The organism is Turicibacter sp. (assembly GCF_017941855.1).
In the GTDB taxonomy this organism is placed as follows: Bacteria; Bacillota_I; Bacilli_A; order MOL361; family Turicibacteraceae; genus Turicibacter; species Turicibacter sanguinis.
In genome coordinates this window covers 1-17394 of the sequence record NZ_JAGAVR010000022.1, presented here as the reverse complement: position 1 = coordinate 17394, position 17394 = coordinate 1, and the positions used below count along the sequence as shown (strand labels likewise).

Here is a 17394-nt window from a genome sequence, read left to right as displayed (position 1 = left end):
GTTTACTAGACTTCAAAGAAGAATTCTTCGAACAATACGGACTAAACAAACCAGGATCACGCGGATTCTAATAAGAAAAGCGGGGTCCCCACCCTGACGAAGTCAGGTTTACTCCGTAGGTGGGGCTGTTCCTTCTTGAAGGAAAAATCTTATTTCGTTAGACGGACTACTACAATGCGTAAAAAGTGAAGAGGAGGTGGAAGCAACTGAAGAGTTGCAACAGCTTCTCGAACTTTACAAGCATTGTGCGAGTGTTGCTAGACAATAAAAAAAGCGGGGCCCCACTGATGAAGTCGATTTTTATCATGAATTTTGGAGTTTAAACATATTTATTTAATTTAGTGTGAAAAATAGAAAGACTTAATACTGAAAGTATGTGAATATTCTCTATTTTTTTAAGTGAAAGTTTTTTATAATAGAAGTGTAGGAAATCAACTACGATCTTATTTTTCATAAATTTTAAAATTAAGAATGGTGAAGGAGAGATGTTCAATGAGCGCTGATATGATTGTACTTATTATTCAATTTGCCTTATTAGGGGTAATTATTTATTTCTTTATGATTCGTCCAGAAAGTAAACGCCGTAAAGCTGTTGCATCGATGCAAAGTAGTTTAAACAAAGGTGACCGTGTGGTGACTATTGGTGGTGTTCACGGACGTATTCATGCATTAGAAGAGACGACTGTTACTTTAATTAATGATGAAGGTGCAAAATGGACTTTTGAACGTAGTGCCATTGCACGTAAAGCTGAGTAGTAATTGAAAATAAAAAAAGCATAGAACTAATTTTAGTTCTATGCTTTTTTTATTAATTTTTTTTAGTTCCCGGAAGATTAACACCAATCATTCCTCCAGTGACACAGATGACTAAGGTAATCACACAACGAATAGCAAATTTAAATGAAAGAGGTGATTCTACTCCAATGAGATAGTAAAGCAGGCTCAGGATAATCATCGTAGCCGCAATCATTAACCCAATTAACCAACCTTTTTCAGCGACTTGTTTGGCAACAACTGCAGATCCGATGAAAAAGATTGCAACGTATGAAGCATAAATTAATTTTTCTAATGCTCCAACTGAAAGCCATTCAAAATACGCAAAAGTAGTTATAAGTAACCCAAGTATGAGGATACTAATAACAATGAAGCTTAAACCGTATAATAATGCTCGTCCTAATTTTTGTGTCATATTCTCAACTCCTAATACAATCATGTTATCTCAATAATCAATTTATGAACGATGCGACAGGATTATGAGAATCATTAATAAAGTTAGTAATAGATTAAGTAAAAAGAGGAGGACGTTATGGATCCGAATTGTTATATTGTGGTGTATCGAACAACTTTATTTTATATTGTGTTGTTAATTGTATTTAAATTAATGGGAAAAAGGGAAATTGGTCAGTTGACGCTACTTGATTTAGTTGTATCGGTTTTAATGGCTGAGATTGCAGCGATGGCCATTGATAACTTGAATCGTCCCATTCATGAAGTCTTGTTAGCAATTGGTCTTCTAGGGGCTTTACAGTTTTGTTCCGCTTTTATTACATTAAGATTTAAAAAGGTGAGAGAGATTGTAGACGGCAAGCCCTCTATTTTAATTCATCATGGCATGGTTGATTTAGATGAGATGCGTAGACAACGTTATACATTTGATGATTTAATGCTTCAATTGAGAACAAATAATATTTCGTCTGTATTTGAAGTGGAGTATGCGATACTAGAAGCAAATGGTGAGTTATCTGCCTTTAAAAAACAAGAAACTGAATATAACCCATTACCAATTATTACGTCAGGTGGAATTGAAAAAGAAAATTTATTTTTAATTCAAAAAAATGAAGATTGGGTGAAACAAGAACTTGAAAATCAGGGGATTTTTTCGGTTAAAGAGGTGTATTATGCAGCTTATGATGGTGAGCATCTTCAATGTTTAACACGACGAAATCTCGATTTAAATGCAAAAAACGTTACCGAGCAGTAACGTTTTTTAGTCGCAATCCTTCTTTATCTCATGGAAACATATGTTATAATAAGAACGTTATTTCGTTTTGATGGATGTTGTCATTTTTTGTGTTGGAAAAAGTCCACAAATAACAATAAGAAATAGGTAAGCAATCGATACAATCATCATAATGAATATCATATTGAGAAATGGGTTTGTGAAGAAGCTCATAGTAGCGGATAGGTATCGGCCCAGTAAAAAGGTAATCCCAATAATTAACGTTCCGTTAATTACAGCACGAAGATCCATACTATATCCGATTTTTTTATGAATAATAATATAATGCCATCCTGTGATAAAGACGATATTGAATAAAACAGAGATAATTAATCCGTAAATATTTAAAGACGGGATTAAAAGTAAGACAACCATCATGATAATTTTGATGATAGAGGAAATAAGGGTGGTCGTCATGGCACGACTTGCTTCATCAATGGCTTGTAAACTGGCTGTCATCGGCCCTTGGAAATAGTATAAAAGGAAAAAGGGTGCCATGATGAGTAGATAGTCTGATCCAGTACTTGTGCCATATAGAAGTTTCATTAATTCAAATGGGAAAATCATCAGTAAGACCGTATAAAGTCCACTCGGAAGAAAAGAGAGTTGAAAAGCTGCATTGAGATGCGAGTGGATTCGTTCGAAGTTTTTACTTGCAAAAGCTTGGCTAATCGGAGGTACAATCGATTGTGTGACAGCCATCGTAATAAAGGATGGCATCAATAGCATAGGAAGGGCGAATCCTGAAACGGCACCGTATAATTTGGCACTTGATTCACTAGTATAACCGATTTGGTAGAGACATTGTACGACAATGATGGGTTCTAGAAAGTGTGAGAAAGAACCGATTAAACGACTTCCAGTTGCGGGTAAGGAGATGGCGATAACATCTTTGAAGTTTTGAGAAGTTAATCGAGTTGGTAAGAGATTAGCACCACGATGGTTAATTCTCATATTGTTTAAGAACATCACAATTAAAATAAAAATGGAAGCTAATTCTCCTGCAATCGAAGCCCAAATTGTCCCGACAACGCCATAGATTACACCATAAGGCAATAACCAATTAATAAAGAAGATACAAATGATAATTCTGACAATTTGTTCAACAAGTGTTGAAATCGCTGAGGGATACATGTTTTGTTCCCCTTGAAAATAGGCTTTCAAAATGGACGATAATGACACACAAAATAAAAGGGGTCCGATTGAAATGAGGGGAAGATAGGTTCTAGCATCCTTTAATAAATAAACAGCTAATGGTTTTGCTGTGAAAAAGAGGATGATAGAAATTAAAAGGCTAGAGGCCATCGCAATAATAAGAGAGACAGATAATATTTTTTTCTGTCGCTTGTTTGCTCGTGAAATTAAGGTTGGGATGGCAACGGGAAGCCCGATACTTGCGAATGTCGTTAATAACATCAATGTCGGTGAAATTAGCATGTAAATACCAATTCCGTCTTCTCCTAACAACCTTGTCACAATAATCCGATTTATCATTCCTAATATTTTAGTAATTAAACCGGCTACAACGAGTATTAAAGTTCCTTGTGCAACGCTTTGTTTTTTCATAGTTATCCACCTATACTTAATTAATATTTCGATTAAGTCTATGATAGAATTTTATAAAATATGAAGGTGAGGAGATATTTTGCTTAAATCTAATTTTTTATGGCAGTGGAGTGAATCAATCGGGGAGTTAGAACTTGGCTTTAATTCAAATCTTCGTGATGAAGTTAAACAACTCATTTTAAATCGTCACTTAGCGAGTGAGAAGAGTATTGACACCTTTTTAAGCGGTGAGGGTCCTTTATATGATCCCTTTTTATTTTCGGATATGAAAAAGAGTGTTGATCGTATAAACAAAGCAATTGAAAATCAAGAGCCAATTTTAATTTATGGGGATTATGATGCTGATGGTGTAACAGGAACTTCTATTTTAATGAGAGCATTAAGAGGGCTAGGAGCCATCGTAGATTATTATATCCCAAATCGTTTTTATGAGGGATATGGGCCGAATGAAGATGCTTTTATGCAGGCTATTTCAGATGGATATAAGTTAATTATAACGGTGGATAATGGAATATCAGGTCTATTAGAAGCTGATATTTTACCTCCTTACGGGGTTGATTTAATTATTACCGACCATCATCAACCAAAGGAATGCCACCCAAATGCTTTTTCAATTATTCATCCGGAATTAGATTCATCTTATCCATTTCATCAATTATCAGGAGCTGGAGTTGCCTTGAAATTTGCTCAAGCTTTAATTGGAGATGGGTTATCAGAAGAGTATTTTGCTATTGCAGCTCTTGGAACAATTGGAGATGTTGTTCCTTTAAGTGACGAAAATCGTTATATCGTTAAACGTGGACTTGAGGCGATTAGACGGACTGAGTTATGCGGATTAAATGCGCTGATGAATGAAGCAAAGATAGATAAATCGGAAGTGGATGAAGTTAATGTCGGATTTGAAATTTGTCCAAGGTTAAATGCGCCAGGACGAATGGATGAAGCAGCGTTAGCAGTTGAACTTTTAATTAGTGATGATGAGATGGAAGCCGCTTTGATTGCAACACAAATTGAATCTTTTAACTTAGAACGTCAAAAAGTAACGCAAAAAGTATTAGATCAGGCAAGTACACTCATGACTCCAAAACAACTAGAAGATAAAAAAGTGGTTTTATTATATCAACCGAACTGGCATGAGGGGATTTTAGGAATTGTTGCAGGTCGATTATCGAAATTGTGGCAAAAAGCTGTCTTTGTCTTAACTGATGATCATGATGGATTTGTTAAAGGATCGGCAAGAGCGGTTGAGGGGTATCATTTATTTGATTTACTCAATCAAAATGAAGACTTAATCGAACGTTTTGGGGGACATGCGCTTGCGGCTGGGATTACGTTAGCTCCAGAAAATATTCAACCGTTAGAAGATAAGTTAAATGCTGATTTAAGAGGGATTAAGATTCAACCGATGCAACGGGTAGACTTAAATTTATCACTTGAAAAAATTGATCTTGAATTAGTTGAGGATTTAGCTGTTTTGGCGCCTTATGGTGAGGGCAATCGTCCTCCAGTGATCGGAATTGAGCAGGTTAAAGTTAAAAATATTAAAGCGATCGGAAATAAGTTACAACATTTAAAGTTTACGATTTATGATGAGGCTCATCAACTAGATGCAATTGCGTTTAATAAAGCGGATTTAATGATTTATTTAACGCCTGATACATTGTTTGATTTTATTGGAGAGATTAAAATTAATGAATGGAATGGAAATCGAACGGTTCAATTTCATGTCATGGATGTTAAATGTGATGAGTTCCAGTTGCTTGATTTAAGAAATAAGCAAGTTTACGAACAAAATAGGGAAAAGCTTATTCATGCGACTTTATATTCTGAGGTAACTGAAACATCAGAAATAAGTACGTTAATCATCGATAAAATTCCAAGCTCTAAAGAACAGTTGTGGGCACTTATAAAAGAGCATCCGATTCAAAATATCGTTTTAGCTCCTTTACCAAATCACGTGACATTTGCACCGAGAGAAAAATTTATTACCGTGTATAAGCTAGTCAAACAACACAGTCCAATTCATTTAAATGATCAAATGTATAGTTACTTTATGCGCATTGGAATTAGTAAAAATGAATTATTATTCATTTTGCAGGTGTTTTTTGAGATAGAACTTGTTATAATAAAAAATGGTTCGGTTTTTTCAACCGATTATCAGATGAAGCGTGATTTATCAGAAGCTCCAACGTATCAGTCTCAACAATCAAAGCTTTTGATGCTTGAATTTTTTGAATTGACGACGTGGAGTGAATTGAAGAACAGTTTTATTAACGCTAGGGAGGAAATAACTCATGAATCTTAAAGATTATGTTGCAAACGTACCTAATTTTCCAAAGGAAGGTATTCAGTTTAAAGATATTACACCGTTAATGGCAGACGGAGAAGCATATAACTTTGCAACATCTCAAATGGTGGAATTTGCAAAGGCACAAAACGCAGAATTAATCGTTGGACCTGAAGCTCGTGGATTTATTTTTGGATGTCCAGTTGCAAATGAATTAAAAATTGGATTTGCGCCTGTTCGTAAACCAGGAAAATTACCTCGTGAAACAGTTTCATTTAACTATGATTTAGAATATGGTTCAAATACATTATGCATGCACAAAGATGCCGTAAAGCCAGGGCAACGTGTTTTAATCGTTGATGATTTATTAGCAACAGGTGGAACAGTTGAAGCTACGATTAAAATCATTGAAGAGCTTGGTGGTATTGTAGTTGGATGTGCTTTCTTAATTGAGCTTGTTGATTTAGATGGGCGCAAACACTTAGGAAATTATGACGTTTTCTCATTAATGCAATATTAATTTTTAAAAATATAAAAGATTAAGTAGAGTTGAAGCAATTATTGTTGCAATTCTACTTTTTTTTATGTTAAAATCTAAAAAAAGTATGTATCATGCTAAAATAGTATTGATTATGTTAAGTTTTACGGTTTGTGATAGATGTTGATTTGGTCATCATCTTTTTTTTCACCTAAAATAATTCGAAAATATCATTTTTTTTGAAACAAAAGATGATTTTAGATTTATAATAAATTAAGTATATTAAATGGTAGGAGTAATAATTATGTACCAACTAAATGGGTATGACATTTCAATTGACCATGTTTTAGAGCAAGCTAAAACATATATTAAAAATCCGGATAGTATTGCCATCATTGAAAAAGCGTTTGAACTTGCGTATCAGCAGCATAAGACGCAATTGCGCAAATCAGGGGAACCGTATATTATCCACCCCATTGAGGTCGCTTATATTTTAGCGAAGTGGCAAACGGGACCTCGTACCATTGCTTCAGGGCTTTTACATGACATTATCGAGGATACAGATATTACAAAAGAGGAAATAGCTGAACTCTTTGATGATGAAATTGCCAATATTGTAGATGGTGTGACAAAGTTAACAAAATTATCTTATAAATCAAAAGAAAAACAGCAGGCTGAAAATCATCGTAAAATGTTACTTGCGATGAGTAAAGATATTCGTGTTATTTTAGTTAAATTAGCTGATCGTTTACACAATATTCGTACGCTTAAGTTTTTAGCGCCGGAAAAACAATGTGCGATTGCTCATGAGACGATGGAAATTTATGTTCCAATTGCACATCGTTTAGGGATGTATCGTGTTAAAGCTGAACTTGAGGATACCTCGCTTCGCTTTTTAAAGCCCGAAGATTTTTATCGAATTGCTCAGTTAATTAAACAAAAGAAACACGAGCGAGAAGCACAGATAAAAGAAATGGAAGACGAGATTAAATCAGCATTAAGTGAATATCAAATTAATTTTGAGATTAAAGGGCGTATTAAAAATATTTATAGCGTGTACAAAAAAATGATGACGCGTGAAAAAGATTTTGAAGAAATTTATGATTTGCTAGCGCTACGTTTAATTGTTAATTCTGTTCCTGAATGTTATTCAGCGCTTGGAATTATCCATGCGCACTTTAAACCGATTCCAAATCGCTTTAAAGATTATATTGCGATGCCCAAACCAAATATGTATCAGTCCTTACATACAACGATTATTGGACCACATGGTAATGTCTTTGAGGTTCAAATTCGTACAAAAGAAATGGATGATATCGCGGAGCAAGGAGTTGCTGCTCATTGGGCGTATAAAGAAAATAGACAAATCACTCCAAAACAGGAACAAAAAGAAATTCAAGATAAATTAAAATGGTATGAAACATTAATCGCTTACCAAGAAGAAGTGAATGATGCTGAGAAATTAATGAAGCTCGTTAAAGATGATATCTTTAATGCGAATGTGTATGTCTTTTCTCCAAATGGAGACGTCTTTGATTTTCCACCGGGTTCTACCCCACTTGATTTTGCATATCGTATTCATACAGATCTTGGACATAAAACAACGGGTGCGATTGTGAATGGAAAGATTGTTACCTTAAATTATCAAATGAAAACCGGCGATATTGTTGAAATTAAATCATCAAGAAATTCCTTTGGTCCGAGTGAAGATTGGTTAAATATTGTTCAGACTTCACAAGCCCGTCATAAAATTCGCCAGTACTTTAATCGTATTAAACGCGAAGAGTATGTCAATAAAGGCGAAGAGGCTTTCCTAAAAGAATTAGCTTCGAAAGATTTATCGTTAAGTGATTTAGATATTAAAAAATTATTAACAGCTTATAAAAAGCAAAGTATTGATAAACTAGAAGAGCTTTATTACCAAATTGGTCGCGGTCGCTTAGTCACTAAAACAATGCTTGAACGATATTTCGCAGATGGTAAGGAAGTCAATGATAGTGAACTCATTCAACAAATTAACGAGGCGGCAAAGATTAAAGAAGAGCATCGTAAAAAAGCAAAAAATCGTTTTGGTATTATTGTAGATGGATTAGATAATGTTGATTTAAGGATTGGGAAATGTTGCCACCCGGTGCCAGGTGATCCGATTGTTGGATATATTACAAAAGGTAGCGGGATTACGATTCACCATGCTGAATGTCATAATATCAAAACCAATGGAAGAATTGTTCCAGTTGAGTGGGATGATGAGCATTCAAATTCATTTAGTGCTAAAATTAGAATCACAGCACTTGATCGTAAAAATGTACTTGGCGATGTGATTCAAAAATTGACAATTTTAAATACGAATATTTCGGAATTGAATGCTGTATCTGCTAATGACACAACCATTATCAATTTATCATTATCTGTACGTAATGTGGAGCAGCTCATCAGTATTGTTAATACAATTAAGCGTGTTAAAGATGTCTTTAGTGTAGAACGTATTATACAGTAATAGGAGTGTAGAAATGAAAGTAGTCGTACAACGTGCAAAATTGGCAAAAGTAATCGTTGAAGGGGAAGTTGTTGGATCGATTGATAAAGGATTATTGTTATTAGTCGGAATAACACACGAAGATACGATAAAAGATTTAGAATACTGTGCAAAAAAAGTAGCTAATTTGCGTATTTTTGAAGATAAAGATGGAAAAATGAATTTATCAGTGAAAGATATTCAAGGATCTATTTTATCTGTTTCTCAATTCACATTATATGGAGACACGCGTAAAGGGAATCGCCCAAGTTTTGTTGAAGCAGCTCGTCCTGAAGTCGCAAAACCTTTATATGACCAGTTTAATGATATCTTACGAAATATGTACCAGTTAACCGTCGAGACAGGTGTTTTTGGTGCGATGATGGATGTAGAATTTACCAATGATGGTCCGACGACTTTAATTATTGAATCTTAAGAAAAAATGTATTATAATGAAGTAAATAGTCAATAATAAAAATAAATTCGATGATCAAGAAAGAGCCTTAATCGATAACGAACTAGAGAACGGAGTCACGGCTGGAAGCTCCGACGGGTAAGTTAAGGAAAGACACTTGTGAGAAGATGTCCTGAACTTTAAGTAGGGATATCCGTAGACGGCGTTAACGTTTCAAGTGGTAGTTATTTGATAACTACAATTAAGGTGGTACCGCGTATATAACGTCCTTAGATTAAATCTAAGGACTTTTTTTATACTTAATTTTAAAAAAGTTAAGTATAACCCGTGTCCGACATCGATTATTGCTTATTATGTAAGGCTATGAAAGGAGCTAAAAGAATGAATTTTAATAAACCTAAAGGGACTTATGATGTTTTACCAAAAGATAGTGCTCGTTGGCAAAATGTTGAAAGTTTAATTCGCGAAATCTGTTCAATCTTTAATTACAAAGAAATTCGTACCCCAATGTTTGAAAGTACACAATTGTATCATCGTTCAGCCGGTGAAACATCTGATGTTGTGTCAAAGGAAACATATGATTTTAAAGACCGTGGTGACCGTATGATGACATTACGTCCGGAAGGAACAGCCGGTGTTGTACGTAGCTATATTGAAAATAAAATGTATGCGGACCAAATGGTACAAAAAATGTTTTATATTGGACCAATGTTCCGTTATGAACGTCAACAAAAAGGACGTTATCGTCAGCACATTCAATTTGGAACAGAAGTATTTGGAAGCGCGGATCCATCAATTGATGCCGAAGTTATTTCGTTAGCTGTTACTTTATATAAAGTTCTTGGACTTCGTAATATTAAAGTTAAGTTAAACTCTCTTGGAGATACTGAAAGTCGTGAAAATTATCGTGCTGCTTTACTTGCTCATTTTGAAGGGCATAAAGAAGAATTATGTGCAGATTGCCAAGTTCGATTAGAAAAAAATCCATTACGTGTTTTGGATTGTAAAGTTGATCGCAATAAAGAAATTATGCAATCAGCACCACAAATGATTGATCATTTAACTGAAGAAGATAAAGCTTACTTTATGAATGTACAAAAATATTTAAAAGCAATGGGAATTGAATATGAGTATGATGCAAGCTTAGTTCGTGGATTTGATTACTATACGCATACTATTTTTGAAATTCAAGCTGAGATTGAAGGATTTGGTTCACAAAATACATTATGTGGTGGTGGACGTTACAACAAGTTAGTAGCTGAACTTGGAGGACCAACTGTTCCTGCTATTGGATTTGGTATGGGACTTGAACGGCTATTATTAGCACTTGAAGCTGAGAATATTCAAGTAGCAGGTGAAGATGCGGTTGATTTATTCTTAATTACTCTTGGGGAAGATGCAAAAGTATTTGGATCACGTTTATTACTCGATTTACGTAGCCGTGGACTTGCTTGTGAAACAGACTATTTAGGTAAAAACTTAAAAGGTCAATTTAAACAAGCCGACCGCTATCATGCACGTTACACAGCGATTTTAGGTGATGAAGAGTTACAACATGGGATGATTAATATTAAAAATAATCAAACAGGTACACAAGAAAGTATTCCAGTAGGATTTGTTATTGACTATATTATCGAAGATCAACAACGTAACCATCAACATGGAGGATGTTGTGGTGGTGGATGCCACGATCATCAAGAAGAAGAACATGAGTGCTGTGGAGGACATGGTCATGGAGATGATCATGAGTGTTGCGGTGGAAATGGTCATGGATGCGGATGTCAACATTAAGAAGAGGTGAAAATTTTATGAATCGTACACATAATAATGGAGAATTAAGACTTGAGAATGTCGGTCAAGTAGTTGAATTAAAAGGTTGGGTTGCTAAATCTCGTAACTTAGGAGGATTAGTTTTCATTGATTTACGTGACCGTTATGGAATGACACAATTAGTGGCAAATCCAGAAACAGTTAGCCCTGAAGTACTAGAAGTGGCTAATAAAGTTCGTAATGAATATGTTATTGCCGTTAAAGGGATCGTTGCAGAACGTCAAAGTAAAAATCCAAATATGCCAACAGGGGATATTGAAGTTGTTTTAGAACAACTAACCATTATCTCAGAGGCAGAAATGACACCTTTAATCATTGCAGATGAAACAGATGCTTTAGAAGATACACGTTTAAAATATCGTTATTTAGATTTACGTCGTCCAATGATGCAAAAGAACTTTATCTTACGTCATAACATTTTAAAATCAGTTCGTAGTTATTTAGATAGTCAAGACTTTATTGAAGTTGAAACACCATATTTAAATAAATCAACACCAGAAGGAGCACGTGATTATCTAGTTCCAAGTCGTGTTCATGAAGGTGAATTCTATGCTTTACCTCAATCACCACAGATTTTCAAACAGTTATTAATGGTATCTGGATTTGAACGTTATTATCAAGTAGCACGTTGTTTCCGTGATGAAGACTTACGTGCTGACCGTCAACCTGAATTTACTCAAATTGACATCGAAACCTCATTCTTAACACAAGAAGAAATTATGAATTTAGTTGAAGAAATGTTAGTTAAGATGATGAAAGATGTTAAAGGGTTAGATATTCCGCGTCCATTCCCACGTTTAAGCTATGAAGAAGCAATGGGACGTTATGGATCAGATAAACCAGACACACGTTTTGAAATGGAATTAATACCTTTAAATCATGTTGTAGCTAACTGTGGATTCTCAGTCTTTGCAAGTACGGTTGAAGCAGGAAATGAAGTAAAAGCATTATGTGTGAAAGGCGCAGCAGAACGCTTCTCACGTAAAGACATTGATAAATTAACTGACTTTGTTAAAAAATATAAAGCTAAAGGATTAGCTTGGGTGAAAGTAGTCGAGGAAGGATTCAATGGTCCAATCGCGAAATTCTTTAATGAAGACGAAGTGGCTTCAATTAAAGCTGCTACAAATGCTGAAATTGGGGATTTATTATTATTCGTTGCTGATACAAAAGCAGTCGTAGCAGATAGCTTAGGAGCATTACGCTTACATTTAGCTAAAGAATTAGGATTAATTGATGAATCAAAATTTAACTTCTTATGGGTGATTGACTGGCCATTATTCGAATATGATGAAGAAGCTGGACGATTCTTTGCAGCACACCACCCATTCACAATGCCAAGTTTAGATACATTAGATACGTTCGATACAGATTCTCATAATGCGAAAGCTCAAGCTTACGATATCGTATTAAATGGATATGAATTAGGAGGAGGATCATTACGTATTTATCGTCCTGATATTCAATCTCGTATGTTTGAAGCATTAGGATTTACAAAAGAAGAAGCTGAAGAACAATTTGGTTTCTTAATGAATGCCTTCAAATACGGAACACCTCCACATGGTGGTTTAGCATTAGGTCTTGACCGAATCGCGATGATTTTAACAGGATCACAAAGTTTACGTGATGTGATTGCATTCCCCAAAAATGCATCGGCAACATGTCCAATGACAGAAGCACCAGGACGCGTAAGCGAGGCACAGTTAACTGAATTACACATTCAATTAAAGAAATAGAACTAAAAATCTCCTCATCATGAGGAGATTTTTTTATGTAATAGGGATTTGCTTTAATTTCAAAAAATGGTGGAATGTAATGGAAAATGTATAAAAATGTATTTTTTTACTTAATTACGATTTTCAATATTTGCATTCTTAGTTAAATAATGTACAATTAAATAGTATGTATTTAGAAGGGGGTTAGTATGAAAGAGTATATCAAAAAAAATAAGCTAATCATATTGGGCGTTTTATTGGGGATTACAGCGTGTGGATTAGCCATTTTAATTTATATGATGGATCAAACCATTAAGCAACTTGAAGAAAAAAGTCATACACAAAATACAATGTTAGATGAATATGAAGCCGTTATTACCGATTATTCAGATATGCTTTGTAAGTATGAAATGGATATTGAGCATTTAACAACCCCTATGTCTAAAGAAGAATTAGTATATATTGCTCATGCAATGGGCGGAATTGATGGGTATCCTTATACAAATTCTATTGAAGCATTTAAAGATAATTATGATAAAGGATTTAGAGTTTTCGAAGTAGACCTACTCTTTACGAGTGATGGAGAATTAGTTGCCCGTCATGAGTGGTCAGAAAGCGATTATGAGCGATTTGAACAACTCGACTTAATTGATTTATCATCGATTGAAAAAAATGAACGTGATGAATATGTTCCAACATTAGAACAATTTTTAAGTATGAAAATCAATGGTCAATATAGCCCCATGACTTTTGAAGATATCATTAAATTATTACAAGAGTATGATGATGTGGTATTTGTTACAGATACAAAATGGGCAGATGAAGACAGTGTAAAACAATCATTTACTGCTATTGTTGAACAGGTAACGGCAGTTGATGAGACATTGTTATCTCGAATTATTCCACAACTTTATACGCTTGAAATGTTCGATATGGTAGAAGAAATTTATGAATTCGATCGTTATATCTATACCATGTATCAGGAAACTCATCGCTCGAATTATGAAGTCATTGAGTTTATTAATGAAAATGAAGAAATTGTATTTGTAACGATGCCACAATTTTTTGCTTCATTATGGGGAGATCCAAGATTTGATCTTTTAAATCAATTGCAGTATCTAAAAAAACCAATGTTCTTCCATACCATTAATGATGATGTCACACTAGAAGAATTGTTATACTATGGGGCAAGTGGTGTGTATACGGATGAATTAATTTATGAAGGTGATATGCATCAAAAAACATGTCAATATGCTTCGGTAATCAAGGAAAGAGAAGGTGAAGAAAATGAAGCTAAATAAGCTGTTAAAAGAGCCCTTTTTAGTTTTCGGGGGAATCTTTACAATCACTACAATTGTTCTTGCAGTTATTTTAATCACTCAGTTAAAAGGAGATAAAAGTACAGTAGGAAATGATGTGAATACGAATATAGGAATTATTGATGTGACCCAAGACGTTGTTGATTATACGTTACGTGAAACAGCTACAGAATATCAAAAAGAAATTTATGATGAATTAATTGAGAATCAAACAGCCTTTGAAGAGTCATGGACTCCAGAAACTGAATCAGCTTATGCAGAGTCTGTTGTTAAAAATTTCATTGCCGATTTCTTTACTTGGTCTAATAAAGGAGGACGTAACGATGTAGGTGGATTACAATTTGTGTATCCGTTATATCGTTCAGATTTTAGAAATAAAGCAGTAGATGTCTTCTATTTATATCTAGATTACTATATTGAAGAGTTCGGTGCCGATCAATTGCTAACAGTAGAAAATGTTAAGGTAACGGGGGTTGATCCTAACTATGTCTACACAATGCCAGACGGAACAGAGATGGATGGGACATATGTTTATGCAGAATGGACATATACAGATAGTGATGAGTTAGATTTATCAAAATTTCCAACAGAAACAGGATTTATTGTTGTTGAAAAAGAAAATCAATTAGTTTTAATTGAAATTCAGTAGTGGAGGTGAGGAGAAATGAGTAACTTGCAAAATATATTAAAAAAGCCGATTGTTAAGTATTTATTATTATCACTTTTAATTATTCCAATTATTCCAATTGTCTTAAATATTGTTTATATCAATAAATATTCTGGATTCAATAGTTCTCTTCGAATCAATGTGTCGTTAATTTTAATTTTTGCCTTTTTATCTTTATTGATGTTTGGGATGTATTGTCTAAACAAAAATAAAGGGATTGGAATTTTAGTGACAAGTGTGATTGCAATTGTATCAATTATTTGTTCTTCATACTTTGGATATGTGAATATGAAAGTGTATAAATCATTAAATAATATGACAACACAAGAAACCGTGATTAACTATAGTTTAGTTTCAATGACGGATTCAAACATTAAATCATTTGATGATTTAAAAGGAAAAACAATTGGGACCTTAAATATTACTAAAGAAGAAGTTGTAGAAAGTATTAATACATTTTTAGATAAAAATGAGTTATCTGAAGAAAAAGTGAAAACATATGATATGCCATTTGATTTAATTCACGATTTATATCAAGGAGACGTTGATGCCATTATTATTGGGGATAATTATACCACGATTTTTTCCGATCAATTAGGTTATGAAAATATTTCGACAGAGACGACTGTTTTAGCCAACATCGAAACAGTTATTAAGCAAGAGGTTACAGTAGAATCAAATAAAAATTATGATTCTTTAGTTGATCAGCCATTCTCTATTTTATTAATGGGAGTTGACTCTGAAACAGAAGGATTGAATGCAAATTCACGTGCAGATTCCTTAATTTTAGCGACGGTTAATCCACAAAAATTATCTGTGACGATGACTTCAATTCCTCGTGACTCTTATGTTGAAATTCCATGTTATAACAACATGAAGGACAAAATTAACCATGCCAATAATGGTGGAACAACCTGTGTGATTGAAACAGTAGAAAATTGGTTTGATATTGATATTCCATATTACGTGAAAATTAACTTTAAAGGATTTGTTGAGTTAATCGATGCCATTGGTGGAATTTATATGTATGTTCCACAAACGATTATTGAGCAAAATAGTGATCGTAATTGGGGAGATGATATCGTATATGTTGAACAAGGATATCAAATTTTAGATGGAGAGCAGGCACTTGCTTTAGCAAGACATCGAAAAACATTAGCTAATGGCGATCTTGGACGTGCGGAAAGCCAACAAGAGGTTATTCGAGCAGCTATCAGCCAGATGTTAACTGAAATGAATTCTATTAATGAAGTATTAAAAGTCATTGAAGTGCTTGGAAATAATATTGAAACAAATATCTCAATGAATCAAATTACATCGTCATTCCAATATGCATTAGATACAGTAACAAGTTATGGAAGTAACAATCCAATGAATTACATTCATTTTAAAAATATGGTTATTAGTGCCACTTTCGGTAATGTTTATAACGAATTTCGTGGAGATATTTTAAATTATGCCTTTCCATTTGATGGAGCAGTTGCAGATGCTAAAAAAAATATGTTAATTAACTTAGAAGAAATTCAACCTGAAATAAAGTATACATTTAGCTATACACCATTTTCACCACATTATGGTGTGACATGGGTACAGTCATGGTATAATGAAGCATCACCTGATATTCCAGAAATGCCAGAATTAGTTCCAGATTTTGTTTCTGAAGGATGGGTATTAAGCGAAGTAACGTCTTGGGCAAAACAAAATGGGATCAGTATCGATGTGAATTATGTTGAAGAGGGAGATAGTGGTTATATCTCATCTGCTGCCAATAATCAAGTTATTTATCAAAGTGTTAAAGCAAATACGATTGCGTCTAAAGTATCATCTATTTCAGTAAGTGTGATTAAAAAAGGATTAGATTGTACAGATTCAGCTAATCAAAATGCTGAAGAGTGTCGCAGTATGATGCCTGATATGGTAGGCGGGAAGTATACAGCACAAATGGCTCAAAACTGGGCATCTTCAGCAGGCGTTCCGATTACGATTAATAAAATTTCGTGGTCAGATTCAGGATATGATCCATCCAAAGCGGGGTATGTGACGTCTCAAAGTGTTAAAGCTTATACGAAAAAAGATAGTATTAGTAGTTTAACAGTAACCGTGATGGATTATATTACGGTACCAGATTTCAATGCTTTAGGTTGGTCAAAAGACCAAATTAATAATTGGGCAAATAAAGTATCCGTTAAAGTTAACTTTACAGATGATAAGTTCTCTTCTGTATCAGCGGGATTTTGGGTATCTGATGTTTCTGCTGGAACAGTGATTAATGCGAATTCTTCAATTAATGTATATAAATCTAAAGGAGTCGCATCAGTGACACTAGATAATTATGTTGGCAAAACATACGAAGAGTTCGTTTCGTATATTAGTCAGAAAAACGCCGAATTAGGACTTTCAATTACAGTTTCAAAACAAGAGCAGTATAGCGCAACGGTTACAAAAGGAGCGATTATTTCTTATTCACCTGGAGTAGGTCAAAGCGTAAGTTCAGGTCATATTACTGTTGTTGTTTCATTAGGTGTTGAACCTACACCAGATCCAACACCGACACCGGATCCAACACCGACACCGGATCCAACACCGACACCGGATCCAACACC

13 protein-coding genes and 1 other annotated feature are annotated in these 17394 nt (G+C 34.3%); of the genes, 11 read left to right on the top strand and 2 right to left on the bottom strand.

What is annotated here, in order from left to right:
* Positions 1 to 492: 492 nt before the first annotated feature.
* Positions 493 to 756: a preprotein translocase subunit YajC gene (gene yajC, locus J6D32_RS03725; RefSeq protein WP_006784294.1), complete on the top strand. Its 264-nt coding sequence runs from the start codon at positions 493 to 495 to the stop codon at positions 754 to 756.
* Positions 757 to 808: 52 nt separating this feature from the next.
* Here the strand turns inward: yajC and J6D32_RS03720 are convergent, their stop codons facing one another.
* Positions 809 to 1189 carry a TIGR04086 family membrane protein gene (locus J6D32_RS03720; RefSeq protein WP_006784229.1) on the bottom strand — a complete coding sequence of 127 codons (381 nt, stop codon included), beginning with the start codon at positions 1187 to 1189 and terminating at the stop codon, positions 809 to 811.
* A gap of 117 nt (positions 1190 to 1306) precedes the next feature.
* Between J6D32_RS03720 and J6D32_RS03715 the strand changes: the two genes are divergently transcribed.
* The gene (locus J6D32_RS03715) at positions 1307 to 1981 is read left to right on the top strand and encodes a DUF421 domain-containing protein (protein WP_006784228.1); all 675 of its coding nucleotides are present in this window, start codon (positions 1307 to 1309) and stop codon (positions 1979 to 1981) included.
* 57 nt (positions 1982 to 2038) lie between these two features.
* Here the strand turns inward: J6D32_RS03715 and spoVB are convergent, their stop codons facing one another.
* A complete protein-coding gene (spoVB, locus tag J6D32_RS03710) occupies positions 2039 to 3565 on the bottom strand; it encodes a stage V sporulation protein B (RefSeq protein ID WP_006784227.1) in 1527 nt (508 codons plus the stop codon).
* A gap of 79 nt (positions 3566 to 3644) precedes the next feature.
* On the opposite strand from spoVB, the gene recJ reads away from it, so the two are divergent.
* The 9 genes from recJ to J6D32_RS03665 all read left to right on the top strand — a co-directional run.
* Positions 3645 to 5870: a single-stranded-DNA-specific exonuclease RecJ gene (gene recJ, locus J6D32_RS03705; RefSeq protein WP_287467302.1), complete on the top strand. Its 2226-nt coding sequence runs from the start codon at positions 3645 to 3647 to the stop codon at positions 5868 to 5870.
* Positions 5860 to 6372 (top strand): adenine phosphoribosyltransferase, encoded by a 513-nt coding sequence (locus tag J6D32_RS03700; protein ID WP_006784225.1) that lies wholly within the window; start codon positions 5860 to 5862, stop codon positions 6370 to 6372. Before recJ ends, J6D32_RS03700 begins: the two co-directional genes overlap by 11 nt.
* Before the next feature lie 262 nt (positions 6373 to 6634).
* Positions 6635 to 8827: a RelA/SpoT family protein gene (locus J6D32_RS03695; RefSeq protein ID WP_287467301.1), complete on the top strand. Its 2193-nt coding sequence runs from the start codon at positions 6635 to 6637 to the stop codon at positions 8825 to 8827.
* A gap of 13 nt (positions 8828 to 8840) precedes the next feature.
* The gene (gene dtd, locus J6D32_RS03690; RefSeq protein ID WP_006784223.1) at positions 8841 to 9281 is read left to right on the top strand and encodes a D-aminoacyl-tRNA deacylase; all 441 of its coding nucleotides are present in this window, start codon (positions 8841 to 8843) and stop codon (positions 9279 to 9281) included.
* A 41-nt stretch (positions 9282 to 9322) separates the two neighbouring features.
* Positions 9323 to 9534 (top strand) — a binding site (T-box leader).
* A gap of 107 nt (positions 9535 to 9641) precedes the next feature.
* On the top strand, positions 9642 to 11051 hold the full coding sequence (gene hisS / locus J6D32_RS03685; RefSeq protein ID WP_009606939.1) for a histidine--tRNA ligase: 1410 nt from the start codon (positions 9642 to 9644) through the stop codon (positions 11049 to 11051).
* Between the two features lie 17 nt (positions 11052 to 11068).
* Positions 11069 to 12826: an aspartate--tRNA ligase gene (aspS, locus tag J6D32_RS03680; protein WP_006784221.1), complete on the top strand. Its 1758-nt coding sequence runs from the start codon at positions 11069 to 11071 to the stop codon at positions 12824 to 12826.
* Positions 12827 to 13014: 188 nt separating this feature from the next.
* Positions 13015 to 14106: a phosphatidylinositol-specific phospholipase C/glycerophosphodiester phosphodiesterase family protein gene (locus J6D32_RS03675; RefSeq protein WP_006784220.1), complete on the top strand. Its 1092-nt coding sequence runs from the start codon at positions 13015 to 13017 to the stop codon at positions 14104 to 14106.
* Complete coding sequence (locus tag J6D32_RS03670; protein WP_006784219.1) at positions 14093 to 14773, top strand: hypothetical protein; 681 nt, start codon at positions 14093 to 14095, stop codon at positions 14771 to 14773. Before J6D32_RS03675 ends, J6D32_RS03670 begins: the two co-directional genes overlap by 14 nt.
* A gap of 15 nt (positions 14774 to 14788) precedes the next feature.
* Positions 14789 to 17394 (top strand): LCP family glycopolymer transferase (locus tag J6D32_RS03665; protein WP_287467299.1); only part of this gene is annotated, 2606 nt, incomplete at its 3' end.